Origin of the sequence: Dyella amyloliquefaciens (assembly GCF_004296575.1) — a bacterium.
Taxonomy (GTDB): Bacteria; Pseudomonadota; Gammaproteobacteria; order Xanthomonadales; family Rhodanobacteraceae; genus Dyella; species Dyella amyloliquefaciens.
In genome coordinates, this window is sequence record NZ_SAYT01000001.1 from 277,681 (window position 1) to 303,890 (window position 26,210).

A 26,210-nucleotide genomic window follows, 5' to 3' on the forward strand; every position below is an offset into this window, starting at 1 on the left:
AATGATTCTGGCTGGACTGGGCCGACGGGCATTCCATCGGCTTGTACTTTTCGATCGACAGCAATTCCCTATCCGGAACCGGCCCGGATACCTCTCCGTCACCTGTTGGAAGGCGCAGCAGCGCCGTCAGCCGGGTGGGGCGGCTGTGAAACTCGCGAACATCAACTCAGGGCTTCGAGCAACTTCTCCACATCGCGTTGCGTGTTGTAGATCGACGGCGACACACGCATGCGTCCGCCCTGCACCGATACGTCCACGTTGGCCTTGCGCAGCCTGGCCGTCGTGTTGTCCGGGTCTTTCGTGATGAAGGTGGCTATCGACGACCTCGCATCGGGCGGCGTCATCGAGGCATAGCCGAGCCGCGGCAGCTCGCGTTGCAGCTGCGCGATCAAGGTCTGCGTGTGCTGCTGGATCGCATCCGGGCCCAGGTTGAGGATCTGCGGCAGCGAATAGGACAGCGCGGCGAGCGTGGCGTTGGAATACGTGCCGATCTCGAAATAGCCGGCGGCATCCTCGTGCTGCGACCACGACGCGGGGTACTCGCCCGGCGGATCGCCCGGAAAGGCGTGGTAGTCGAAGCTGTCGAGCTGGCGGTAGCCGTAAACCATGCGCCGAAGGCGCGGTATCAGGCGCTGGTTCACATAGAGAAAGCCCATGCCGAAGTCGCCCATCAGCCACTTGTAGCTGGCGCTGCCCAACGCATCGACGCCGAGCGCACGCACGTCCACCGGCAGCGTGCCGACGGCCTGCACCGCGTCCACGTACACCACGGCACCGCGTGAGTGCGCCAGATCGCACAGCGCCTTCACGTCATGCTGGAAACCGTTGATGAAGGACACCAGCGATACCGCCACCAGGCGCGTCTTGTCGTCGATGACGCGCGCCATGTCCTTCAGGTCGATGCGCCAGTCAGGCGTGGGGCGCACGCAGCGCACGTCCATGCCCTGTTTCTTGAGCGCGCCGTACATGTAGAGCGAACCCTCGAAGTGCAGCGCATCGGTAACGATGTTGCCGCCCTTGTCCGGCAGGCCGAGGCTGCCGACCAGCATGGTTTCGCCGGCCGTGGTGCTGTTGACGTAGGCGACCTCGCGGGCCTCGGCGTTGATCAGTCGCGCGAAGTTCTCGCGGACGGAAGCCTGCAGGCGGTCGATCAGGTCCGGCGGATGCCACACGCCGCGCTCCTTGTACGCCATGTAGGCGTCGACCTGCGCACGCGCACCGCGGCTCATCGGGTGCCAGCGGGCGTTGTCGAGGCAGGTTTCCTCGCGCACGACATCGAAGTCGCTGGCCAGATTCCCGGGTACGAGCGAGGCCCGACGCTGCGACGCGGCCACGGCCGGTCCCACCAGCGTCAGCGCTGGTGCGAGGGCCAGGCCCTTCAGCAGTTGTCGTCGGGAGATCGTCACGTGCGGGCCTCGTCAGTCGCCATCGATCTCGAGCTCGCCTTCGACTTCCACCGGAATGTTGAAGGGAAGCTGCGCCATGCCCACGGCGGAACGCACGTGCGCGCCGCGTTCGGGGCCCCAGAGTGACAGGATCAGGTCGGAGAAGCCGTTGATCACCGCGGGCTGCGCGCAGAACGTCGGCGTCGAATTGACCAGGCCGAGCACCTTCACCCAGCGGGTGATGCGATCGAGGCTGCCGATTTCGCGCTGGATGCTGCCGAGCACCGACAACGCCACCTGGCGCGCGGCCTCGTAACCGTCCTCCACGCCCAGTTCGGCGCCCAGCTTGCCCCGCATCGGATGGATGCCACCATCGGGTGCCTGCGGACCATGGCCGGAGAACAACAGGCGGGAGCCTTGGCGCAGCACGAGCGAGAAGGGCAGGCGCACGCCCGGCAGCATCGGCATGGCCGGTGGCAGCGTCAGCCCCAGGTCCGCAAGTCGGCGTTCGATCTCACCCATTCCCCAATTCCCCGTGCAAAGTCCTGTCGCCGGTCATCCTGGCGCAGGGTGTTCATGGCTACAATTCAACTTGTTGTTGACTTGATCAACAGTTTGTTGAATATCAGTGGCGCGACACGCTGTCAAGCAATCCCGGGGCTGACTTTCGCCACATCCGGGCGCGCTGGCCGAATCGGCAGTCACCACGTAAGGTGCTGCAAGCGCCGCCGCGCACCTCACTCTTGCGATGGGAAACACCGACGTATGGCAGCCAAGTCCTCACGCACCAGCGCCGTCGTAGCGAAGTCGCCGCGCGCAGAGGTTGCGGCCAGCCTGCACGCCGAGCGCGAGGCGATGTTCGCGGCGCTGCGCCCCATCGTCGATGTCGTAGGCAGCTTCGTCGGCGAGAACGTGGAGATCGTGCTGCACGACCTCACGCAGCCGGAGAGTTCGATCGTCAAGATCCTCAACGGCCACGTGTCGGGCCGGTCGGTGGGGGAATCGATCCTGAGCGGTCCCGACGGCGACAAGGGCTTCGTCGAGCTGTTGCGCTCCCTGCAGGAAGGCGCGCAGGACGAGCACTCCGTCATCGCCGACTACCAGACCTTCACGCGTGGCGGCAAGGAACTGCAGTCGTCCACCGTGATCTTCCGCGACAGCGGCGGCACCAACTTCGCCAGCCTTTGCGTCAACGCCGACATGTCGGTGGTGGTGCAGGCCCATGCATTTCTGCAAAGCATGCTGTCGCGCCCAAAGGAGTCGGAGCCGGCGCGCGATGCACCTGCCGGCATCGATGCGCTGATGAAGGAGATCATTGCCGAGGCGGTGCATCGCTTCGGCAAACCGGTGTCCGCGATGGACAAGGACGAAAAGATCCACGCTGTCGAGACCATGATGCAGCGCGGCCTGTTCATCGTGAAAGGCGGCGTCGAACGTGCCGCCACCGCCCTCGGCGTTACCCGCTTCAGCGTCTACAACTACCTCGACGCGCTACGCCAGCGCAGCGCCGATACGTCACTGCTGCCGGAGCGGGTGAAGCGGAAGGCGGGGCGCAAGTAGCGCTGGCGGCGGACTGATGCCGTCACTCTGCATCGCGACCGGAAGACGATCGACCACTTCATGACGATGCGATGTGACCTCGCGACACCTTTGAAGAAGCGATCGCCATCGCGGCGTCTTGGCCGGGTGGCAGGTACGTTGATCGCTTCGATGTTGCCTGGTGCACCACTCTTCGCCCAGCAGGCACCACCGCAGGCAAGCGCCACCACGCTTTCCCCCGTGCAGGTCAACGCCAGCCGCCTGGGAATGCCGCCGCTCGATGTGCCCGCGGCGCTCACTGTGGTGCGCGTGGCGCCATCGGAGTCGGGAGAAGCGGGCGTCAATCTCTCCGAGACACTGATAGGCGTGCCCGGCATCCTGGCGCGCGACCGTCAGAACTATGCGCAGGACGAACAGATCTCGATACGCGGTTTCGGTTCGCGCAGCACCTTCGGCGTGCGTAGCATCCGCCTCTACCTCGATGGCGTGCCGGCGACGTTGCCGGACGGCCAGGGGCAGGTGTCGCACTTCATGCTGGACACGGCCGATCGCGTGGAGGTGCTTCGCGGGCCGTTCTCCGTGCTCTACGGCAATGCCGCCGGCGGCGTGCTGCAGATGTGGAGCGCGCCAGGGACTTCAACACCGCAGACCACGCTGGGCGTATACGGAGGCAGCTACGACAGCTTCCGTTACAGCGCCGACACGCGAGGCACCGTGGGCCTGATGGATTACAACGTTGCCGCTTCGCAGTACCTCTCGGGCGGCTATCGGCAGCACAGTCGTGTGAACCGGCAGTCGGCGCATGCACGACTGGGTTTCGACCTCGGGCAGGGTCAAACGCTGACGGTGGTGGCGAACCACCTGAACCAGCCACGCGCGGAAGACCCGATGGGCCTCACCAAGGCTCAGGTCGAGGCGAATCCACGGCAGGCTTCGCCCGCAGCGTTGCAGTTCGATACGCGCAAGAGCACGCGGCAGGATCAGGTCGGCCTGATCTACGAGCGGCCTTCCGGCGACGACGGCCAATGGCGCGCGATGGTCTATTACGGCGAGCGCGAGATCACGCAGTACCAGTCGATTCCCGTGGTCACCCAGCTCAATCCGCTGCAGCCCGGCGGTGTGGTGGAGCCGGACACCCACTACGGCGGCGCTGATCTGCGCTGGTCGCATCGGGGCCAGCTCGCCGGCGGCGACTACGAGTTCGTGCTGGGTGCGGGCGGTGACTACCAGCGGCAGCATCGCCTGGGCTACGAGAACTTCGTGGGCACGACGCTGGGCGTGAAGGGCAGCCTGCGCCGTGACGAGGATGACAACGTCGACGATGTCGATGCGTACGCGCAGTGGTACTGGCACTTCATGCCTTCGTGGGCCTTGATGCTGGGGCTGCGGCACGACGAGGTACGATTCGACGAGCATGATTACTACATCACGCCGCGCAATCCGGACGACAGCGGCAGCGTCGACTACGCCGCCACCACGCCCGTGCTGGCCGTGCAATACCGCCCCGGCGATGCGTTGCGGCTTTACGCCAGCTACGGCGAGGGCTTCGAGACGCCCAGCTACAACGAACTTGGCTATCGCAGCGACGGGCTGCCTGGGCTTGCCTTCAACCTGAGGCCCGCGCGCAGCCAGAACTACGAGACGGGCCTGAAGTGGCAGCTGGCTCCGACGATGGAGTTCGATGCGGCGCTGTTCCGCGCGGACACGCGCGACGAACTCGCCATCGCCACCAGCGTCAACGGGCGTACCACCTATCGCAACGTGCACGACACGCGCCGGCAGGGCATCGAGCTTTCCTTTGATGGCGAGCTCGCGCCGGACTGGCACCTCATTGCCGGCTACACGCATCTGCAGGCGCAGTTCCGCAGTGGCTTCCTCACCTGCGTGACCACGCCGTGCACCACGCCGACGGTGCCGGTGGCGGCAGGTTCGCGCATGCCGGGTGTGCCCGAGGACTACGGTTCGCTACGCCTGCAGCACGGCAGTGACATCGGCTGGCGCGAAGGGCTCACGCTGAGCGGTGCGGGCATGACCACGGCGAATGACGTCGGCACCGCCACGGCCGCTGGTTACGCGGTACTCGATGCCGATGTCGCCTATACCTTCGTGCTCGGCGAGAAGGAGCGGCTGCAGCTGAGCGCGCGCGTGGACAACCTCGCCGACCGGCAGTACATCGGCTCGGTCATCGTCAACGATGGCAACGGCCGCTATTACGAGCCCGCGCCGGGACGCACCTGGCTCCTCGGCGCGCGCCTCAGCTTCTGAGCCCGGTTCAACTTCGCGGCGCGGCTACTTCAGTTGCGCGGCGACCAGGGCAGAGGTGCGTGTCTCGCGGTTGCTGAGCTCGGGATGCTGATGGATGTCGCGGCGCCAACTGGTGACCTGGGGCAGCTCGTTCTGGACCAGCTGCGTGGTGTCGGCGGCATGGGCGGACCCGATGGCGGCGACGGCAAGGGCGAGGGCAAGCACGGTCTGGCGCATGGACGACCTCCACATGTGGTGAACCGATGCTAGCGCGGTTTCACCGCTTATGTAGGAGCGCACCCAGTGCGCGAAAAACCTACGGAGCGGAGACGCCGTGATCGCGCACAAGGTGCGCTCCTACAAAGGTCGAACGCGCAGTTGGGGCGCAAACCCCGATGCTATGCTCGGCCACCGAACACGAAGGACGCGACCATGCGTGCGCCGAGCTATGTCCAGGGCGTCAGTCGACAGCCTCTGCTGGGCGACACCGTGGGCTCGCTGCTCGATCGCATCGCGGCCAGTCATCCGGAGCGTCCCGCCCTGGTGGTCCGCTCGCAGCAGGTGCGCCTGAGCTACCGGGAGTTCCACGCCGAAGTGGAACGCGTGGCGGCCGGCCTGCTGGCGCTGGGCCTTCAACGCGGAGATCGCATCAGCATCTGGGCGCCCAATCGTGCCGAGTGGGTGGTCCTGCAGTTCGCCGCGCCCAAGGCCGGGCTGATCCTGGTGAACGTCAATCCGGCGTATCGCGTGCACGAGCTGGAGTTCGCGCTCAACAAGGTGAGCTGCAAGGCGCTGGTGTTGCCGCGTCGCTTCAAGGCCTCGCATTACCTGGACATGTTGAACGAGCTGGCTCCCGAACTTGCCGGCAGCCTGCCGGGCGAGCTGGTGGCGGCACGCCTGCCTGCGCTGCGGGAAGTGATCCTGCTCGATGAGTTGCCGGCATCGGGCACGCGGCCATGGAGTAACGTCGTGGCGCTTGGCGACGCGCGGGCCATCGAGCATCTCCGCAGCGTGGAGCGCGAACTTGGCTTCGACGATCCGGTGAACATCCAGTTCACCTCCGGCACCACGGGCGCGCCCAAGGGTGCCACGCTTACCCATCACAACATCATCAACAACGGCTATTTCATCGGCGAGGCGATGCGCCTCACCGAGCAGGACCGCCTGTGCATCCCGGTGCCGTTCTATCACTGCTTCGGCATGGTGCTGGGCAATCTCGCCTGCGTCACGCATGGCGCCTGCATGGTGATACCGGGCGAAGGCTTCGATGCGATCGCCACGCTGGAAGCAGTGCAGGAGGAACGCTGCACCGGGTTGCACGGCGTGCCGACGATGTTCATCGCGGAGCTGGAGCATCCGGAATTCCACCGCTTCGATCTCAGTTCGCTGCGCACCGGCATCATGGCGGGCTCGCCTTGCCCCATCGAGGTGATGCGGCGCGTGGTGAGCGAGATGCACATGAGCGAAGTCACCATCGCCTACGGCATGACCGAGACCAGTCCGGTCAGCTTCCAGACCACGCCGGAAGATCCGCTGGAGCGCCGCGTGGACAGCGTCGGCCGCATCCATCCACACCTCGAAGTGAAGCTGGTGGACGAGCAGGGCCGCACCGTGCCGCGCGGCGCCACGGGCGAGCTGTGTACGCGCGGTTACTCCGTGATGCTCGGCTACTGGGAGGATGACGCACGCACGCGCGAAGCCATCGACACGGCGCGCTGGATGCATACCGGCGACCTCGCGGTCCTCGACGAGGACGGCTACTGCACCATCGTCGGCCGCCTCAAGGACATGATCATCCGTGGCGGCGAGAACGTGTACCCGCGCGAGATCGAGGAGTTCCTCTACACGCACCCGAAGGTGCAGGACGTGCAGGTGTTCGGCGTGCCGGATGCAAAGTTCGGCGAACAGGTGTGCGCGTGGATCCGCCTGCGCGAAGGCTGCGAATCCACCGAGGCGGAGATCCAGAGTTACTGCCGCCATCACCTCGCCTATTTCAAGGTGCCGCACTACGTGCGTTTCGTCGACGCGTTTCCGATGACGGTGACCGGCAAGGTGCAGAAATACCTGATGCGCGACGCGATGGCCGAGGAATTCGCGGCACGTCCCGCCGCGTAAGGCGGCTCAGCCCATCCGGCGCGACGGCATGCCGCGGTGGGAGGCCAGCCAGGGCAGTACGTCCGCACCGGGCAGAGGGCGCGCGATATGGAATCCCTGGGCCTCGTCGCAGGCCATGGCCAGCACGCTGTCATAGAGGTGATGGGTTTCCACGCCTTCCACCACCACGCGGAAACCCATGCTGCGCGCAAGATCCGTCACCGAACGCACGATCGCCTCGTCGTGCCGGCTGGTGCCCATGCCGCGCACGAACGACTGATCGATCTTCAGGCTGGTCGCCGGCATCTGCCGCAGCGCGGACAGGTTGCTGTAGCCGGTGCCGAAATCGTCGATGGCGATGCCGGCGCCGAGCTCGCGTATCGCCGTGAGGTGGCGTCGCGTGGTGGCGCTGTGTTCCATCAGGGTGCTTTCGGTGAACTCCAGTTCCAGCGAATCCAGGCCGACCTTGTAGCGCTCGGCCACCTGCTGCACGCGGCTGACCAGGTCGGCGCCGAGATCGGTGCTGGATACGTTGAAGGACAGCTTGATGTCGTGCCCCTTGCTGCGCCACTTGGCCAGCTGCGCCACGCCGTGCTCGAGCACCCATTGGGTGAGCGTGCGCATGAGGCCGGCGCGTTCGGCGAGGCCGATGAAGCGACTGGGCGGAATCATGCCCAGCGTGGGGTGATGCCAGCGCGCCAGCGCTTCCAGCGCCACGCAGCGACCGCTGTCCAGGTCGACGCGGGGCTGGTAGTGCAGGTCGAGTTCAGTGCGGTCGGTGAGTGCCGCGGCCAGCTCGGTAACCAGGAAGAATTCCTGCTGATGCAGCTCATCCTGGCGGCGGTCATACACCGCCCAACCCCGCACGCTCTGCTGCGCAGCGTACGAGGCGTTCATCACCAGTCGAAGGGGGTCGCCGCCGCGCAGCTCGCTCTCGCCGATCTTCACCAGGCCCACGCCCGGCTGGATGGTGAGCGGAATGCCCAGGCAGTCGAACGGTTCGCGCAGGCGCGCGACGAGATAGTCGAGCCTCGCGGTGTCAGCCTCGACATGACGGTCGGGCAGCACGGCGGCAAAACGCGACGCACCCACCTGGTACAGCCGGGTATCGGGCGGAATCCAGGTCAGCATGCGCTGCGCGACTGCGCGCATCAGTTCATCGCCATACGCGTGGCCCATCGCGCGGATGAAGGCGTTGAGGCGTTGCACCGGCGCCACGTCGATGGCGATAACCCAGGTGTGCGATGCCTCTTCGCGCAGGTGACGGCGCAGGTCGTCGAAGAAGGCGTAGCGGTGCGGCAGCTGGGTGATCGGATCGGTACGGCCCAGATAGCTGCGCAGCACGACGCCGGCGCCGATCAGCGAAGCCGCGTCGCGCAGCGAGGTCTGTTCGTGTTCGGTGAGTTCGTCGCGTGGCGCCTGGTCCATCACACACAACGCGCCGATCTGTTTGCCGGTCAGCGTGTGCACCGGCACGCTGGCAAAGAAACGGATGGGTCCGGCGGTGGCACCGGGTGCCGGTGTGACATCCGCGAAGCGGGCATCGTTGAACGTGTCCAGCACCACCAGCGACTCCAGGCTGCGTGCCGCCTCCAGGTAAAGCGGATGAAGCATGTGCGGTTCATGGGTCGGCAGTGCACTGCCATTGGCGAACCAGTAGGCGGTGCCGCCATTGAGCACCAGCGCCACCAGGGGCACGTTGAGCGAACGCGAGACCAGCCGCACGACCGCGTCAAAGCCGGGTACGGCGAAACCTTCGGGCAATGCTCCGGGAACGGACGTATGGGCGGCTGCACTGTGCGCGCCCGATGGCCCGTCCATGTGCTGCCCCGGGTTGATTCCCGCGGTCATGCGCATCGTAATCTCACCCCTGTGAGGAACGGCGTAATGTCTCCGTCAGTCGAGGCTACTGCAGCCGTGTAACCGACTGCAATGAGACGAATGGAGTGCAGGTCGCGCCTTCTTGCGAGCGCACCCCTTGTACGAAACAACGGCCGGGTGGCCTAGTCCTTGATGCTGAAGTCGATCTCGATGGGGTACGGCGCCGGTGAAGCGGGAGGCGCGGGCAGTATCCAGCTCGCGTATTGGCCGGCCATGCAGGTGGCGACGGACGTTGCCGGCTGAACGGCGATATCCGTCAGACGCCCATCGGTGTTCACGTTGGCCACTAGGGTGAATGGCGACTTGTCCGCTGGCGTGTTGCTGGAGAGGCAGGCCTTGTACGCATCGGTGGTGGGATTGCCGATGCGCTCCCACATTTTCTTCTGGTAGGCAGGGCCGGTGGCTGCGCCTTCGGCCAGCTTGGCCTGGCTCACCCGGGTGTGAAAGTCGGTGCCGATGCCGGGGCTCAGCTGCAGGGCGACGGCGAGCAGGATGGACATGAGGGGCTCCGTGTCTTGGTAGGACGCCACGGTATTGCATCCCTTGTGGGAGCGCACCCTGTGCGCGACGAGCGGAGGGTGCGTGACCGTCAAGGTCATGCACTGGGTTCAGCTTTGAATGCGCCGCTCCGGTCCAGTCGCGCACAGGGTGCGCTCCCACAGGGGCTGGAGGGTGTGTTGCGTCAGGGCAGATGATCGCTCGCCAGGTATTCCTCGCTCTGCATCTCGATCAATCGCGATTCCGTGCGACCGAACTCCGCGCGCAGGCGTTCACCGTCGTACAGCTCCGTGATCGGCGCGGCGGCGGAAAGTACCAGCTTCACGTGGCGGTCGTAGAACTCGTCCACCAGCAACACGAAGCGGCGTGCCGCATCGTCGCTGTAGACGGTGAACTGCGGCACGTTGGAGATGATCACCGCCGGTCCGGCCTTCGCCAGCTCGATGTAGTCGGATACCGCGCGCGGACCTTCGCACAGTGCGGCGAATTCGAACCACAGGATGTTCGCCGCGCGCTTGCGCACCGGAATCGGGCGATCGTTGAGGATGATCTCGCCGCCTTCCTCCACCTGACCCTCCGCCTGGCTGGTGAAGATCCGCGACAGCGCGCGTTCGGCTTCCGGGCCGGGTGGCGTCTGGTACACCGCGGCCTGGGTGAGCGCGCGCAGGCGCCAGTCGTGCGAGGAGATCATCTGCACCACGCGGCAGTGCTTCTCGATCAGCGCGATGGCGGGCAGGAAGCGTGCGCGCTGCAGGCCATCCTTGTAGAGGTTGGCCGGCGCCGTGTTGGAGGTGGTTACCAGGCTCACGCCGCGCTCGAACAGCGCCTGCAGCAACGTGGCCAGGATCATCGCGTCGCCGATGTCGTTGACCAGGAATTCGTCCAGGCACACCACACGGCAGCGCGAGGCGATGTTGGAGGCTACCTCGAGCAGCGGATCCTGCCGCTCGCCGAGCGCGCGCAACTGCTCGTGCACTTCGCCCATGAAGCGGTGGTAGTGACGACGTAACGCCATGCCCGACGGCAGGCTCGCCACGAACAGGTCCATCAGGAAGGTCTTGCCGCGACCCACGCTGCCCCACAGGTACAGGCCCTGCACGCCTTCGCGGTCGTCATTGCCGAGCAGGGCTTTCAGACGTCCGAACAGGCCGCCGCCGTTGGTGGCGGCGATGCTGGCGATGAGTTCCGCGTGCATGCGATCAAATTCGGGCAGCAGCGCCTGCTGGGCCGGGTCGGCTTCCCAGCGATGCGCAGCGACGCCTTCGTGGTAACGCGCACTGGGCGCGAGCTGTGGGGTATCACTCATGGGTACGGCTGATGTGGGGGAGGGTCCACCCGTGGGGAGCGGGCGTGGGGAAGGGGTGCGGCATCAGTCCTGACGCAGCGGCGGCAGCCAGGGCTGCACTTCGTGCTTGATCGCGCCGCGCAGGTCCATCAGGCGGCGGTGGAAGAAATGGCTGGTCTCGGGCATGCGCACCAGTTCGGGCTTTTTCGCCATGCCGTCGATCCAGTCGAACACGGCCTGCGGATCGACCACTTCGTCCTCTTCGCCCTGCACCACCAGCCAGGGACAGCTAGGCAGCTCGAAGCCCTCGAACGGCCAGCGGCCGGCGGGCGGCGCGATGCTGATCAGGGCGTCCGCGTGCAGTCGCACCGCGTTGCGGATGGAAACGTAGCTGCCGAACGAGAATCCGGCCAGCCAGAGTGCGTCGCCCGGGCGTACCCGGCGGGCCCAGGCCACCACGGCCGCGAGGTCATCGCCCTCGCCGTTGCCGTGATCGTAAGTACCTTCGGATTCGCCGGTGCCGCGGAAGTTGAAGCGCACCGTGTCCAGCCCCGATTCGCGCAGTGCGCGCTCCACCATGGTCACCACCTTGTTGTGCATGGTGCCGCCTTGGAGCGGATGCGGATGGCAGATGATGGCGGTGCCGCGGCGGGCCTCTTCGGGCAGGGCCACGTCGCTGATCGTTTCGAGCTTGCCGGCGGGTCCTTCCAGCGCGAAGCTGGCGACCTGCTCGGGAAAGTGGTCGGGTTGGGTGGGGAGCAAGACGGGATTCATGGCCAAGATGATAACCGGCACATGTGTCTGGCGTAGACGCTGCTCGGAGCGAATCGCATGAACCACCTGGCCCATACCCTGTTGGCGGGCGACGACGAACTGCTGCAACTCGGCGGTTTGATGGGGGATTTCGTCCACGGGACACCCGATCCGGCGCTGCCGCCGGGCGTGATCGCCGGCATCCGCCTGCACCGCGCCATCGACGTCTATACCGACAGCCACCCGGAGGTGGCCCAGGCACGCGCACTGCTGCCGGCCCCGTTCCGCCGCTACGGCGGCATCCTGCTGGACATGTGGTTCGATCACCTGATCGCCCGTGAATTTCCCCGCTGGAGCAAGCACCGATTGGACACGTATTCGGCCGGCGTGCGCGACCTGCTGGACCGGCACGAGGCGCTGCTACCCCCCGGCCTGCAACGGTTCCGGCTGTACATGGAAGCCCATGCGCTTCCCGGCGGCTACGCCCGCCCGGAGGAGCTGGCGGCGGCCCTGGATGGCATTTCCTACCGTCTGCGCCGGGCGAATCCGGTGGGCGAGGCCATGCCTATTCTCACCGGACTTGAGCGTCCGCTGCAGGCGCGGTTCGAGGCGTTTTATCCGCAGTTGCAGGATTTTGCGCGGCGTTGGCGGGAGGTGGAGCTGCCGGCGAGGTAGGTGGTGGCACCGGGCCTTATGTCCTGCAAAGTGGCCCTCTCCCGCGAGGGGCGCCGGCACTTCTGCCAGCTCTCCTGTAGGAGCGCACCCAGTGCGCGATCGCCTTTCGCCACGGTCCTTCCTATCCGTCACTCCTGCGAAGGCAGAAGTCCAGTGACTTTCGCCTTGGATCTGGCAATGTCGCCAGCTTGCTCGCCTGCCGCGGGCTTCCGAGCCGCTGCCGCGGCCCGGGTCACTTTCTCTTGCTTGCCCAAGAGAAAGTAACCAAAGAGAAGGGCACCCCGCGTGACGCTGGCAGGGCTACGCCCAGCCAGTCCGTGAGGGGCGGCCGGGCTTTTCGACCGGGCTCCTGCCCGGACGAAAAGTGCCCGACGTCCTGTCGGGCACCCCTGCGGGGCCTGATCGTCCACCCCTCACCGCCACGCAGGGGCCCCTGTGCAGGCTCGTGCCGCTGGGCGGCACATCGCTTTCCGGAGGTGGTGGCCGCCCATTCGTTGTGGGAGCGCACCCTGTGCGCGACCGCAGCGCTACGACGTCACCGCTCCGTTGGCTTTTCGCGCACTGGGTGCGCCCCTACAGGCGAGGGATAGGGGGCGCCGCCGCGAGCACTCATCCCCCTCCCGAGGGGAGAGGGAGCGACAGCTCGCGAACCTGGGAGGTGCGTCTGATCTGCCTGTCGCGCACAGGGTGCGCCCCCACAAAGAGAGAGGGTGCGTCCGGCAGGGCGTCCCACAACGAAAAACGCCGCCCCGAGGGGCGGCGTTTCATCGACATCCTGGCGATCAGCCGATTACTTGGCCTGATCCACAATCCAGTGCACCGCGTTCTTCACCTGCTCATCGGTGAGCGCCGGATTGCCGCCCTTGGCCGGCATCATGTTGCCATCCGGGCCCTTGTAGCCCTCGATTGCATGCTTGACCAGGGTGTCGAGGCCCTCGGCGATGCGCGGACCCCAGTTGGCCTTGTCGCCGAGCTTCGGTGCGCCGGCCACGCCAGCGGTGTGGCAGCTGTGGCAGAGGTTGTCGTAGATGGTCTTGCCGTCGGTGGTGCCACCGTAGGCGACCTGCGAGGCGGCGGCCTTGGCGGCGGCTTCCTGCGCGGCGGCCATGGCGGCGCGGCCCGTGTCACCCGCGTAAACGGCACCCGCCGGCGCAATGCGCTCGGCAACCTGCTTGGAGGTGTCCGGATTGATTTCCTTGGGCTCGTGGTCGTAGATCAACCAGGCGCCACCGATCAGCAGCAGGGTCAGCACGCCCAGGCCCGCGATCAGCAACGAGAAGCTGCGCATGAAGCTCTGGTCGGATTTGGTCATGGAACCGCTCACGCAATCACTCCATCTCTAGGACGGCCTTGCAGCCGAGTTAGGCACAGGTTCAGACAACAAGGATGGGAGTATAGACGAAGCCCGAGCCAAGTTTCAGGGCGGCATGAGCCTCAATTGACGGTTGCCATGCGCGGCGATTTCACGCACTTTTCTCCGTTTTGACGCGATCACGCGGTAAAAACCCTGCCATCGGTCATGGGGCACCCATGTCAACTGGCATTGTCTATTCCCGTTGATCTCACCCTATCCTTTCATCCGACGTACAAGTCAGGCGCAAGGAAGGTGTTCCTGCAGCGCCGGTGAGGTCGGGTGGGCCTGCCGTCTATTTCTGGGAGTTTTTCATGTCGCGTTTTTGGAAGATCGCGCTGGTCGTTGTGGCCGTGATCGTGGTGGGAGCGGTGGGCTTCCGTCTGTTGCACAAGCCGGGCGCCGAGGGTGGCGAGGCGGGTCAGCAGAGCGGTCAGCGTCAGGGACGGGGCCAGGGGCAGGACAAGGATAAGGACACGCCTGTGCCCGTGACCGTCGAGCCGGTGGTCAAGCAGGACGTGCCGGTGTACCTCACCGCGCTGGGCACCGTGCAGGCGCTCAATACCGTCACCATCAACCCGCAGGTCAGCGGGCAGATGCTGAGCATCAATTTCAAGGAAGGCCAGGAAGTGAAGAAGGGCGACCTGCTGGCGCAGATCGATCCGCGCACGTTCCAGGCCGCCTATGACCAGTCCGTCGCCAAGCAGGAGCAGGACGAGGCCCAGCTCGCCACCGCGCAGAGCACGCTCAAGCGCAACGATGCGCTGGTTGCCAAGGGCTACGTGGCCCAGCTGGACATGGACACCTTCCGCAACAACGTGGCCAACCTGACCGCCACCGTGGCCGCCGACAAGGCCGCCGTGCGTTCGGCCAAGGTCAACCTCGATTACACCCGCATCGTCTCGCCGATCGACGGCGTGGCGGGCATCCGCAACGTGGACCCGGGCAACGTGGTGACCACCACCACGGCCGTGGTGACGCTGACGCAGATCCATCCGATCTACGTCACCTTCAACCTGCCGGAGCAGAACCTCGAGATGGTGCGTTCCGCCTCCGGCGGCGGCGACCCGCTGGAAGTGCTGGCGCTGGATCGTGCCGACGCGCACACCATCGCCGCCGACGGCCAGCTCAACGTGGTGGACAACCAGATCGATACCACCACCGGCACCTTCAAGCTGCGTTCGATCTTCCAGAACGCGAAGGGTGACCTGTGGCCGGGCCAGTTCGTCAACGTGCGCCTGAAGGTCCGCACGGTGTCCGGCGGCCTGGTGATCCCGGCGCAGGCGGTGCAGCGCGGTCCGGATGGCGACTACGTGTACCTCGTGCAGCAGGACGAGACGGTCAAGATGAATCCGGTGAAGGTCGCCGGTGAAGTGGGCGACAGCCACGTGATGATCGGTTCGGGCCTGGCGCTCAACGACAAGGTGGTCACCGAGGGCCAGTTCCGCCTCAAGCCGGGCAGCAAGGTCAAGGCGCTCAAGCCGGGCGAAGTGCCGGCCGCGCCGACCCAGGCGGAGATGGACAAGGCCAAGAAGGGCGCGCAGAAGCAGGGCGGTCGCCGCGGCGGCTGACGACGCGAGGCGCGGGATGAGGGATGAATGGCGAGTGCGCGAGAAGCGGACCGATCGTCATTCATCCCGGCGGCAGAGCGGCGCGAGCATGCGCCCTCGCCACCCATCCCTGACCCCTGCAGCAACAACACCAGGCGCCGCGGGACTGGCGCTCGCCACACACATCGACGGCTAACCCCATGGGCTTCTCCACACTCTTCATTCGCCGACCGATCGCCACATCGCTCCTGATGGTGGCGGTGCTGCTGCTCGGTATCCTCGGCTATCGCGAGCTGCCGGTGTCGGCGCTGCCCGAGATCGACGCGCCCAGCCTGGTGGTCACCACGCAGTATCCGGGCGCCAGTGCCTCGACCATGGCGTCGCTGGTCACCACGCCGCTGGAACGCAACTTCGGCCAGATCTCCGGCCTGACCATGATGACCTCCGACTCGTCGGCGGGCCTGTCCACCATCGTGCTGCAGTTCGCGATGGATCGTGACATCGACATCGCGGCGCAGGACGTGCAGGCGGCCATCAACCAGGCGCGCGGCACCTTGCCGGCGACCCTGCCGTATCCGCCGGTGTACAACCGCGTGAACCCGGCCGACGCGCCGATCATCACGCTCAAGCTCACCTCCGAAAGCCTGCCGCTGCGCGACGTGAACAACTACGCCGATTCGATCCTGGCGCAGAAGCTCTCGCAGGTGCAGGGCGTCGGCCTGGTGTCCATCGCCGGCAACGTGCGTCCGGCCGTGCGCGTGCAGGTGAATCCGTCGCAGCTGGCGAACCTCGGCCTCACCATGGAGGACGTGCGCAGCGCGCTCACCGAGGCCAACGTGAACGCGCCCAAGGGCACGCTCAACGGCGCCACGCAGTCCTACAGCATCGGTACCAACGACCAGCTGGTCGATGCGGCCGAATACAAGAACACCATCATCGCCTACAAGAACAACGCGCCGGTACGCCTGTCCGACGTGGCGAGCGTGGTCGATGGAGTCGAGAACGACCAGCTCGCCGCGTGGGCGAACGGCAAGCCCGCCGTGCTGCTCGACATCCGTCGCCAGCCGGGTGCCAACATCGTCCAGACGGTGCAGCAGATCCGCAGCATCCTGCCGCAGCTGCAAGCCGTACTGCCGGCGGACGTCCATCTGGACGTGTTTGCCGACCGCACCATCACCATTCGCGCGTCGGTGGAAGACGTACAGTTCACGCTGATCCTCACCATCTTCCTGGTGGTGGCAGTGATCTTCGTGTTCCTGCGCCGCCTGTGGGCGACGATCATTCCGTCGGTGGCGGTGCCGCTGTCGCTGATGGGCACGTTCGGCGTGATGGCCTTCACCGGCATGTCGCTGGACAACCTCTCGCTGATGGCGCTGACCGTGGCCACCGGTTTCGTGGTGGACGATGCGATCGTGATGATCGAAAACATCGTGCGCTACATCGAACAGGGCAAGGACGGCAAGGAGGCAGCCGAGATCGGCGCGAAGGAAATCGGCTTCACGGTGCTGTCGCTGACCGTCTCGCTGATCGCGGTGTTCCTGCCGCTGCTGCTGATGCCGGGCGTCACCGGCCGCCTGTTCCACGAATTCGCGTGGGTGCTGACCATCGCGGTAGCCATCTCGATGCTGGTGTCGTTGACGCTGACGCCGATGATGTGCGCGTACCTGCTCAGGCCCGACGCGCTGCCGGAAGGCGACGATGCGCACGAGCGCCACGCTGCTGCCGGCAAGAAGACCTGGTGGTCGCGCCTGGTTGGCGTGTACGAGAGCTCGCTTGACTGGGTGCTCGGCCACCAGCGCTTCACCGTGCTGATTGCCGGCGCCACCGTCGCGGTCACCATCTTCCTGTACATCATCATCCCGAAGGGCCTGCTGCCCGAGCAGGACACCGGTCTCATCACCGGCGTCGTGGCAGCAGACCAGAACGTTGCGTTCCCGCAGATGGAGCAGCGCACCAAGGCCGTGGCCGCAGCGCTGCAGCGTGACAAGGCGGTGACCGGCGTGGCGGCCTTCATCGGCGCGGGCTCGATCAACCCGACGCTCAACCAGGGCCAGCTCAGCATCGTGCTGAAGGATCGCGGCGATCGCGACAGCCTCGACGAGGTGGTCAAGCGCCTGCAGCAGGAAGCGGCCGGCATCCCGGGCGTGGCGTTGTACTTGAAGCCGGTGCAGGACGTGACGCTGGACAGCCGCGTGTCGGCCACCGAGTACCAGTACTCGATGTCCGATGTGAGCTCGGAGGAGCTGTCGAAGTACGCCACGCAGATGACGCAGGCGCTGCGCGAGCTGCCGGAACTGGCCGACGTCGACAACAACCTTGCCGACCAGGGCACCTCGCTCAAGCTCACCATCGATCGCGAGAAGGCCAGCCGCCTCGGCGTGCCGGTGCAGACCATCGACGACACGCTGTACGACTCGTTCGGCCAGCGCCAGATCTCGACCATCTTTACCCAGCTCAACCAGTACCGCGTGGTGCTGGAAGTGGCGCCGCAGTTCCGTTCCAGCACCGCCCTGCTTAACCAGCTCACGGTGAAGAGCAATGGCAGTGGCGCGCTCACCGGCAGCAACGCGACCAGCTTTGGCCAGGTGGCGTCGAGCAACTCCTCGACCTCAACCGGCCTCGGTGTGGCCAATACCGGCGTGGTGATCGGCGGTGGCGGCACCATTCCTCTGGCCTCGCTGGCGACCGCCGAAGTGACCAGTGCCCCGTTGGTGGTGAGCCACCAGCAGCAGCTGCCGGCGGTGACGATCTCCTTCAACCTGGCGCCGGGCTATTCGCTGTCCGAAGCGGTGGATGCGATCCACGGCGTCGAGCAGAAGCTCAACTTCCCGCCGCAGGTGCGTGGCCAGTTCATCGGCAAGGCCGCAGAGTTCTCCACCTCGCTGACCAACGAAGTGCTGTTGCTGGTCGCCTCGATCGTGGTGATCTACATCGTGTTGGGCGTGTTGTACGAAAGCTACATCCACCCGCTGACCATCATCTCCACGCTGCCGCCCGCCGGCGTCGGCGCGCTGCTTGCGCTGATCCTGTGCGGCATGAGCCTGTCGGTGGACGGCATCGTGGGTATCGTGCTGCTGATCGGTATCGTGAAGAAGAACGCGATCATGATGATCGACTTCGCGATCGAGGCGCAGCGCGAAGGCATGAAGCCGCGTGATGCGATCCGTCGCGCCTGTCTGCTGCGCTTCCGCCCGATCATGATGACCACCGCGGCGGCCATGCTGGGTGCCCTGCCGCTGGCGCTGGGCAACGGCATCGGCGCGGAGCTGCGCCGTCCGCTGGGTGTGTCGATCGTGGGCGGTCTTCTGCTTTCGCAGCTGGTGACGCTGTACACCACGCCGGTGATCTACCTCTACATGGAACGTTTCTCCGACTGGCTGCGCGAGCGCCGCGAACAGCGCGAACTCGCCAAGGCCCAGACACGGGGAGCGATGTGAGGCAAGCGAACGGGCCCGGGGCAACCCGGGCCCCCGTGAACATCCCCGAAGGGGCGCGGCCGGAACGGCGCGCCCCTTTCGGCGTTTCCGTGATTGGCTCTCCCTGTAGGAGCGCACCCAGTGCGCGAACAGCCGACAAGGCGGTGATGCAGCAACCTCGATGCCCGCGAATGCGTCGCGTTGCGACGTTGCAGCGAGGCTTGATCGCGCACTGGGTGCGCTCCTACCCAAGCGCGCTCGCGGTTCAACCAAACGCACCGTCATGCGTTGTCTAGACGTTGTGCGGTATATACGTCCATATCCTTGTGCCCGTGCGGTGCTTTCCGAACAGCCCCTTGAACGGGGCAACTTCCCTGGCTTGTTGATGGCATGAACATTTCTGGTCCCTTCATCCGTCGCCCCATCGGCACGTCGCTGCTGGCGATGGGTGTCTTCGCGGTAGGCCTGATCTGCTACCTGCTTCTGGGCGTGGCGGCGCTGCCGAACATGCAGTTCCCGGTGATCTTCGTGCAGGCCCAGCAGGCCGGCGCCAGCGCCGGCACCATGGCCTCCACCGTGGCCGCTCCGCTGGAGCGCCATCTCGGCCAGGTGCCGGGCATCGACACGCTGCGCTCGAACAGTTCGTTGGGCAGCACCCAGGTATTCATGATGTTCGAGGCCGGTCGCAACCTCGACTCGGCCGCGCGTGACGTGCAGGCGGCGATCAATGCCGCCCAATCGGACCTGCCGAGCGGACTCAATGCGCCGCCGAGCTACCAGAAAGCCAACCCGAACGACGACCCGATCATTGCCTTCGCGCTGACCTCCGACACGCAATCGGCGCGCGATCTCTACGATGTCGCCGACTCGTTGCTGGCGCAGCACCTGCGCCAGCTCGAAGGTGTTTCCGAAGTCGACATTCTCGGCGCCGCCACACCGGCCATCCGCGTCGACGTCAACCTGCGCCTGCTCAATGCGCTGGGGCTGTCGCCCGACCAGTTGCGCAACGCGCTGACTGCCGCCAATGTCACCTCGCCGGTGGGCTTCCTGAGCAACGGGCAGACCACCATGTCGGTATCCGCGAACGATTCGCTGCATCGCGCCGAGGATTTCGCCAACCTGGTGATCGCCTCGAGCAAGGGCGTGCCGGTGCGCCTGTCGGACGTGGCCAAGGTCTACGATGGCACCCAGGATGCGTACCAGAGGGCCTGGTTCCAGGGTAAGCCGGCGATCCTGATGTATGTCTACCGGCAGTCCAACGCCAACATCATTGGCACGGTGGACCGCGTCAAGGCGGCGGTACCGATGCTGCGCAACTATCTGCAGCCAGGCACCACGCTCACCCCGTACTTCGACGGCACCCCGACCATCCGCGCCTCGCTGCACGAAGTGCAGGCCACGCTGCTGATCAGCCTGGCGATGGTGATGCTGACCATGGCGGTCTTCCTGCGCCGCCTCGCGCCCACCCTGATCGCCACTGCCGCGGTGCCGCTGTCGCTGGCCGGCGCGGCGATCGTGATGTACCTGCTCGGCTTCACGCTCAACAACCTCACCTTGCTGGCGCTGGTGATCGCGATCGGCTTCGTGGTGGACGATGCGATCGTGGTGATCGAGAACATCGTGCGCCACATCGACCAGGGCATGACACGCATGGAGGCCGCGCTGGCTGGCGCGCGCGAGATCGGCTTCACCATCGTCTCCATCACCGCCTCGCTGGTGGCGGTATTCCTGCCGCTGCTGTTCATGAGCGGCATCACCGGCCTGTTCTTCAAGGAATTCACCATCACCCTGGTGGCGGCGATCATCGTATCGGCGCTGGTCTCGCTCACCCTCACCACGTCGCTGTGCGGCCAGTTCCTGAGCAGTCACCAGGAAGACAAGCCGACCACGCGCGTCGGCATCGCGCTGGAGAAATTCCAGGCTGGCATGCTGGCGGTCTATTCGCGTGCGCTGAAGTTCTCCATCAAGCACGCACTCGCCTTCGCGCTGACGCCGCTGGTGCTGATCGGGATCACCATCTTCCTGTTCGGCGTGGTCAAGACCGGCATGTTCCCGCCGCAGGACACCGGCCTCATCCGTGGCCGCGCCACCTCCGGCGCCACGGTGTCTTTCCAGGACTCGGTGGCACGCCAGCAGCGACTGATCGACATGTTGCTGAAGGACCACGACGTGGCCCGCGTAGGTTCACGCCTGGGCACCAGCCGCCAGGGTGCCTCGGGCAGCTTCGATATCGAGCTGAAGACCCATGCGGAAGGGCGCAAGGACGACACCTTTGCCGTGCTGGCCCGGCTGAGCGCGAAGGCTGCGCGCTATCCCGACCTCAATGTGCGCCTGCGGCCGATCCAGGATCTGCCCAGCTTCGGCGGCGGCGGCACCGGTCAGGGTGCGCAGTATCAGGTGTCGCTGCAGGGCGACAGCCCGGAGGAACTGCAGGAGTGGCTGCCCAAGCTGGTCGCGGCGCTGAAGAGCAATCCCAAGCTCAAGGATGTCGGCAGCGACATCGACGACGCCGGCCTGCAGCAGAACATCGTGATCGATCGCGACAAGGCCGCGCGCCTGAACGTGGGTATCGGCACCATTGACGGCGCGCTGTACAACGCCTTCGGCCAGCGCCAGATCAGTACGATCTATTCCGACCTCAACCAGTACAAGGTGGTGGTCAACGCGCTGCCGAACCAGACCGCCACGCCTGCGGCGATCAATGCGATCTACGTGGCCAGTTCCACCGGGCAGATGGTGCCGCTTACGGCGTTCGCGCGGCAGGAGCCGGGTCTGGCGCCGACCCAGATCACCCATGAAAACCAGTACACGCTGATGAGCATGAGCTTCAACCTCGCGCCGGGCGTGAGCATGGGCGAGGCCTTGCAGATCATCCAGCAGACCGGTGCGCAGATGCGCCTGCCGGGCAACATCCGCATCAACATCGGCGGCGATTTCCGCCGGTTCCAGCAGTCGCAGAGCGGCATGCTGTGGCTGCTGCTGGGCGCCGTCGTGGTGGTCTACATCGTGCTGGGCATGCTGTATGAGAGTCTGATCCACCCGGTTACCATCCTCTCGACGCTGCCGGCCGCGGGCGTTGGTGCGTTGCTGGCGTTGTGGATCACCGACACCGAGCTGTCGGTGATCGCACAGATCGCGCTGGTGCTGCTGATTGGCATTGTCAAGAAGAACGCGATCATGATGATCGACTTCGCGCTGGTCGCGCGCCGCGAGCATGGGCTCAACCCGCAGGATGCTGCGTACGAAGCCTGCATGGTGCGCTTCCGCCCGATCATGATGACCACCATGGTGGCCATCCTCGCCGCGGTGCCGATCGCGGTGGGTCTGGGCGAGGGTTCGGACCTGCGTCGTCCGCTGGGTATCGCACTCATTGGCGGCCTGCTGATCTCGCAGAGCCTGACCCTGCTCAGCACGCCCGCGCTCTATGTGATCTTCTCCTGCCTGGCCGACCGCGTTCGCGCGTGGCGCGAGCGTCGGCGCCAGCCCAAGCGGCTGGCGGCCGGCGAGGCGGTCTGAAAGCTTCACTGTAGGAGCGCACCCAGTGCGCGATCGGGGCTTGCGGAGGCGTCGCTTCGTAGGCTTTTCGCGCACTGGGTGCGCTCCTACAGAAAAGCGTAAGGTCCTGAATCTCCATACGTAAGCGCATCGTTGCCCGGCGCGCTTTCCCCGTATGGCTGAAATCGTGACAATGAGGGGCTTTCGTCCCCGGCTTCCGACCCCATGTCGACCGCTCAGGGCGAAATTTTCGTCAGTGCGGGGCGCTTCAGCGCCCGCCATCCAGGTCATGCCAGCGAGGTCATTGCAACCATGTCGAACACGCCGAAGATCATCTACACGCTTACGGACGAAGCGCCGTACCTCGCCACGCAGTCGCTGCTGCCGATCGTCAAAGCCTTCACCGCCACCGCCGGCGTCGCCGTCGAAACGCGCGACATCTCGCTGTCCGGTCGCATCATTGCCCAGTTCCCGGACATCCTCCCCGACGACAAGAAGATCGCCGACGACCTCGCCGAGCTGGGCCAGCTGGCGACCACGCCGGACGCCAACATCATCAAGCTGCCGAACATCAGCGCCTCGATGCCGCAGCTGAAGGCCGCGATCAAGGAACTGCAGTCGCAGGGCTACGCACTGCCGGACTATCCGGAAGATCCGAAGGACGTCAGCGAGTGGAACGTGAAGGCCCGCTACGACAAGGTGAAGGGCAGTGCGGTGAACCCGGTGCTGCGCGAAGGCAACTCCGATCGCCGCGCACCGCTCTCGGTGAAGAACTACGCGCGCAAGCACCCGCACAAGATGGGCGCGTGGAGCAAGGATTCGAAGTCGCACGTCGCCCACATGGACGGCGGTGACTTCTACGGCAGCGAGAAGTCCACCGTCGTTGCCAAGGCCACCAACGTCAAGATCGAGTGGTTCGGCAAGGACGGCACGAGCAAGGTGCTCAAGGAAAAGACCTCCTTGAAGGACGGCGAGATCATCGACGCCGCCGTGATGAGCCGCAAGGCGCTGGCCGCCTTCATCGATGCGCAGATCGAGGACGCCAAAAAGCAGGGCGTGCTGTTCTCGCTGCATCTGAAGGCCACCATGATGAAGGTGTCCGACCCCATCATGTTCGGCATCGTGGTCAACGAGTTCTACAAGGACGTGCTGGCAAAGCACGCCGACGCACTGAAGAGCGTGGGCTTCGAGCCGAACAACGGCATCGGCGATCTCTACGCGCGCCTCGGCTCGCTGCCGCAGGCCACGCAGGATGCGATCCTGGCCGACATCAAGGCCGAGTACACCCAGCGCCCGGCCGTGGCGATGGTGAATTCCGACAAGGGCATCACCAACCTGCACGTGCCCAGCGACGTGATCGTCGATGCGTCGATGCCGGCGATGATTCGCGACTCCGGCTGCATGTGGAACGCCGAGGGCAAGCTGCAGGACACCAAGGCCGTGATCCCCGATCGCAGCTACGCGGGCGTGTACCAGGTGGTGATCGAGGACTGCAAGGCGAACGGTGCGTTCGATCCGTCCACCATGGGCAGCGTGCCCAACGTGGGCCTGATGGCGCAGGCCGCCGAGGAATACGGCTCGCACGACAAGACCTTCCTGATCGCCGCCGACGGCACGGTGAAGGTGATCGACGAGGCCGGCAACGTGCTGCTGGAGCAGCCGGTGGAAGCCGGCGACATCTGGCGCATGTGCCAGACCAAGGACGCGCCAATCCAGGACTGGGTGAAGCTCGCCGTCACCCGTGCACGCCTCAGCAATACGCCGGCGGTGTTCTGGCTCGACACCAACCGTGCGCATGACAAGCAGGTCATCGCCAAGGTCGAGCGCTACCTCAAGGATCACGACCTCACCGGTCTGGACATCCGCATCCTCTCGCCGGTGGATGCCACGCACCACTCGCTGGAGCGTATCCGCAAGGGCCAGGACACGATCTCGGTGACCGGCAACGTGCTGCGTGACTACCTCACCGACCTGTTCCCGATCATGGAGCTGGGCACCAGCGCCAAGATGCTTTCCATCGTGCCGCTGATGGCCGGTGGTGGCCTGTTCGAGACGGGCGCGGGCGGCTCGGCACCCAAGCACGTGCAGCAGTTCCTGGAAGAGGATTGCCTGCGTTGGGATTCACTGGGTGAGTTCCTCGCGCTGGCCGCTTCGCTGGAGCACCTGGCCAACCGTTACGACAACGCTGACGCCCGCGTGCTGGCGAAGACGTTGGACCAGGCCACGGGCAAGTTCCTCGACAACAACAAGTCGCCGGCCCGCAAGGTCGGTGAGCTGGACAACCGCGGCAGCCACTTCTACCTCGCCATGTACTGGGCGCAGGCCCTGGCCGAGCAGAACGACGACGCCAAGCTCAAGGCGAAGTTCGCGTCGCTGGCCAAGGCCTTGACCGACAACGAGGCCAAGATCGTGGGCGAGTTGAACGGTGCCCAGGGCAAGGCCGTCGACATCCAGGGTTACTACCGTCCGAACCTGGAGCTGGTCAGCAAGGCCATGCGCCCGAGCAAGACCTTCAACGACGCGCTGGCGACGCTGGGCTGATTGGCCGGAAGCATCAATGCTGTTTGAAGAAGGCCGCGCAAGCGGCCTTCTTTCTTTCGGGAGGGCCTGATGTCGTTGTGGGAGCGAACCCTGTGCGCGACCGCGGTGCATCAGGGTCACTGTTTCGTGGGGTCGTCGCGCACAGGGTGCGCTCCCACAGTGAAGGCGTCACCGACGCATCCACCTGTCTCATCGCTGCGCTAGGCTCCGCCGCATGAGCGCTACGCCGAGCCCCACTCCTTCCACGCCGGGTCGAGCCAGCGAGGTCTTCCTCGCTTTCCTCTCGCTGGGCCTGTGCTCGTTCGGCGGACCTATCGCCCACTTGGGCTATTTCCGCCGCGCCTTCGTCGAGCAGCGCCGCTGGCTGGACGATGCGCACTACTCGCAGCTGCTCGCGCTTTGCCAGTTCCTGCCCGGGCCGGCAAGCAGCCAGCTCGGCTTCTCCATCGGCTTGCAGCGTGCCGGCTGGCGCGGCGGAATCGCTGCGTTTCTCGGCTTCACCCTGCCATCGGCGCTGTTGATGCTCGCCTTTGCGTGGTGGGCCCCGTACCTGCACGGCGTGTGGGGGCAGTCGCTGTTGCACGGCCTGAAACTGGTGGCCGTGGTGGTGGCGCAGGGCGTGCTCGGCATGTGGCGTTCGCTGGCGCCCGATCTGCCAAGGCGCGTGTTGGCGATCGCGACCGCCGCATTGGTGTTGTGGAAGCCGTCGACGTTGTTGCAGCTGCTCGTGATCGTGATCGCGGCACTGCTGTCGCCATGGGTGGGCCGTGGCGCATTACCTCGGCGTGATTGGGCACCTTCACCGGGATACGGGCGCGGTGCGGCGATGGTGCTGCTGGCCTGCTATGCCTCGCTGCTGGTGCTGACCTTCATGGTCGCGACCCGGCCATCCGGCCATCCGCTATGGCAGATCGGCGCGGCGTTCTATCGAGCCGGTGCCCTGGTGTTCGGTGGTGGTCACGTCGTGCTGCCGTGGTTGCGGCAGGCGCTGGTGGTGCCTGGCTGGATCGATGAGGGCAGCTTCCTCGCCGGTTACGGTGCGGCGCAGGCGATGCCGGGGCCGATGTTCTCGCTGGCGGCGTACCTGGGTGGGCGCATGTTCGGCGGGCAGGCTGGTCTGGCCGGTGCGGCGATTGCGCTGGCATCGATCTTCCTGCCGGGCTTCCTGCTTTTGAGCGGCGTGCTCCCGTTCTGGCAACGGTTGTCGGTGCGCGCGGGCGCGGTGCGCGTGGTGGCGTCCATCAATGCGGCGGTCGTCGGCCTGCTCGCAGCCGCGTTCTACAATCCGGTCTGGACCGGTACCGTGCATGCCCCCGCCGATGTGCTCATCGCCGCCTGCGGCTTCCTCATGCTGGCGGTGGCGCGGCAGCCGGCCTGGGTCGCCGTACTCTGGTGCGTGACCGGCACCATGGCCGGAACCTGGCTTGCCCACTGAACAAGGCGGCGAACTCCATGGAACCGCGTTTCCGCGCGAGCGGTCACAATGCGGCCTCTATCAAGGAA

16 protein-coding genes and 1 pseudogene are annotated in these 26,210 nt (G+C 65.8%); 9 read left to right on the forward strand and 8 right to left on the reverse strand.

Annotated elements, in window-relative coordinates:
• Nucleotides 1–161: 161 nt before the first annotated feature.
• Nucleotides 162–1,406 carry an aminotransferase class V-fold PLP-dependent enzyme gene (locus EPB08_RS01120; protein ID WP_130617223.1) on the reverse strand — a complete coding sequence of 415 codons (1,245 nt, stop codon included), beginning with the start codon at nt 1,404–1,406 and terminating at the stop codon, nt 162–164.
• Between the two features lie 12 nt (nt 1,407–1,418).
• Nucleotides 1,419–1,907: a RidA family protein gene (locus EPB08_RS01125; RefSeq protein WP_130617224.1), complete on the reverse strand. Its 489-nt coding sequence runs from the start codon at nt 1,905–1,907 to the stop codon at nt 1,419–1,421.
• A gap of 243 nt (nt 1,908–2,150) precedes the next feature.
• Between EPB08_RS01125 and EPB08_RS01130 the strand changes: the two genes are divergently transcribed.
• Both EPB08_RS01130 and EPB08_RS01135 read left to right on the forward strand, forming a co-directional pair.
• Nucleotides 2,151–2,945: a helix-turn-helix transcriptional regulator gene (locus EPB08_RS01130; protein WP_165418355.1), complete on the forward strand. Its 795-nt coding sequence runs from the start codon at nt 2,151–2,153 to the stop codon at nt 2,943–2,945.
• 150 nt (nt 2,946–3,095) lie between these two features.
• Nucleotides 3,096–5,189, forward strand: coding sequence for a TonB-dependent receptor family protein (locus EPB08_RS01135; RefSeq protein ID WP_130617856.1), 2,094 nt, complete (start codon nt 3,096–3,098; stop codon nt 5,187–5,189).
• A gap of 27 nt (nt 5,190–5,216) precedes the next feature.
• Here the strand turns inward: EPB08_RS01135 and EPB08_RS01140 are convergent.
• Nucleotides 5,217–5,405: pseudogene (locus tag EPB08_RS01140) on the reverse strand (amidohydrolase); the annotation flags it as partial.
• Nucleotides 5,406–5,600: 195 nt separating this feature from the next.
• Between EPB08_RS01140 and EPB08_RS01145 the strand changes: the two are divergent.
• The gene (locus tag EPB08_RS01145) at nt 5,601–7,283 is read left to right on the forward strand and encodes an AMP-binding protein (RefSeq protein ID WP_130617226.1); all 1,683 of its coding nucleotides are present in this window, start codon (nt 5,601–5,603) and stop codon (nt 7,281–7,283) included.
• Between the two features lie 6 nt (nt 7,284–7,289).
• Here EPB08_RS01145 and EPB08_RS01150 read toward each other — a convergent pair whose 3' ends face one another.
• From EPB08_RS01150 to EPB08_RS01165, 4 genes are all read right to left on the reverse strand, one after another.
• Nucleotides 7,290–9,113 (reverse strand): sensor domain-containing phosphodiesterase, encoded by a 1,824-nt coding sequence (locus EPB08_RS01150; protein WP_229238169.1) that lies wholly within the window; start codon nt 9,111–9,113, stop codon nt 7,290–7,292.
• Nucleotides 9,114–9,265: 152 nt separating this feature from the next.
• A complete protein-coding gene (locus tag EPB08_RS01155) occupies nt 9,266–9,643 on the reverse strand; it encodes a peptidase C13 (RefSeq protein ID WP_130617228.1) in 378 nt (125 codons plus the stop codon).
• Nucleotides 9,644–9,825: 182 nt separating this feature from the next.
• Nucleotides 9,826–10,947 (reverse strand): cell division protein ZapE, encoded by a 1,122-nt coding sequence (zapE, locus tag EPB08_RS01160; protein WP_130617229.1) that lies wholly within the window; start codon nt 10,945–10,947, stop codon nt 9,826–9,828.
• 63 nt (nt 10,948–11,010) lie between these two features.
• Nucleotides 11,011–11,700 (reverse strand): alpha/beta hydrolase, encoded by a 690-nt coding sequence (locus EPB08_RS01165; RefSeq protein ID WP_130617230.1) that lies wholly within the window; start codon nt 11,698–11,700, stop codon nt 11,011–11,013.
• A 57-nt stretch (nt 11,701–11,757) separates the two neighbouring features.
• On the opposite strand from EPB08_RS01165, the gene EPB08_RS01170 reads away from it, so the two are divergent.
• A complete protein-coding gene (locus EPB08_RS01170; RefSeq protein ID WP_130617231.1) occupies nt 11,758–12,354 on the forward strand; it encodes an acyl carrier protein phosphodiesterase in 597 nt (198 codons plus the stop codon).
• Nucleotides 12,355–13,144: 790 nt separating this feature from the next.
• Here EPB08_RS01170 and EPB08_RS01175 read toward each other — a convergent pair.
• The gene (locus tag EPB08_RS01175) at nt 13,145–13,666 is read right to left on the reverse strand and encodes a c-type cytochrome (RefSeq protein WP_130617232.1); all 522 of its coding nucleotides are present in this window, start codon (nt 13,664–13,666) and stop codon (nt 13,145–13,147) included.
• Between the two features lie 353 nt (nt 13,667–14,019).
• Here EPB08_RS01175 and EPB08_RS01180 point away from each other — a divergent pair, with 353 nt between their 5' ends.
• The 5 genes from EPB08_RS01180 (at nt 14,020) to chrA (ending at nt 26,142) form a co-directional block, all read left to right on the forward strand.
• Complete coding sequence (locus EPB08_RS01180; protein ID WP_130617233.1) at nt 14,020–15,276, forward strand: efflux RND transporter periplasmic adaptor subunit; 1,257 nt, start codon at nt 14,020–14,022, stop codon at nt 15,274–15,276.
• A 179-nt stretch (nt 15,277–15,455) separates the two neighbouring features.
• Complete coding sequence (locus tag EPB08_RS01185; RefSeq protein WP_130617234.1) at nt 15,456–18,692, forward strand: efflux RND transporter permease subunit; 3,237 nt, start codon at nt 15,456–15,458, stop codon at nt 18,690–18,692.
• Nucleotides 18,693–19,061: 369 nt separating this feature from the next.
• Entirely contained in the window at nt 19,062–22,187 is a 3,126-nt protein-coding gene (locus EPB08_RS01190) for an efflux RND transporter permease subunit (protein WP_130617235.1), read from the forward strand.
• A 291-nt stretch (nt 22,188–22,478) separates the two neighbouring features.
• Nucleotides 22,479–24,707: an NADP-dependent isocitrate dehydrogenase gene (locus EPB08_RS01195; RefSeq protein ID WP_130617857.1), complete on the forward strand. Its 2,229-nt coding sequence runs from the start codon at nt 22,479–22,481 to the stop codon at nt 24,705–24,707.
• Nucleotides 24,708–24,921: 214 nt separating this feature from the next.
• Nucleotides 24,922–26,142, forward strand: a complete 1,221-nt coding sequence (gene chrA, locus EPB08_RS01200; RefSeq protein WP_130617236.1) for a chromate efflux transporter — start codon at nt 24,922–24,924, stop codon at nt 26,140–26,142.
• Nucleotides 26,143–26,210: the final 68 nt, after the last annotated feature.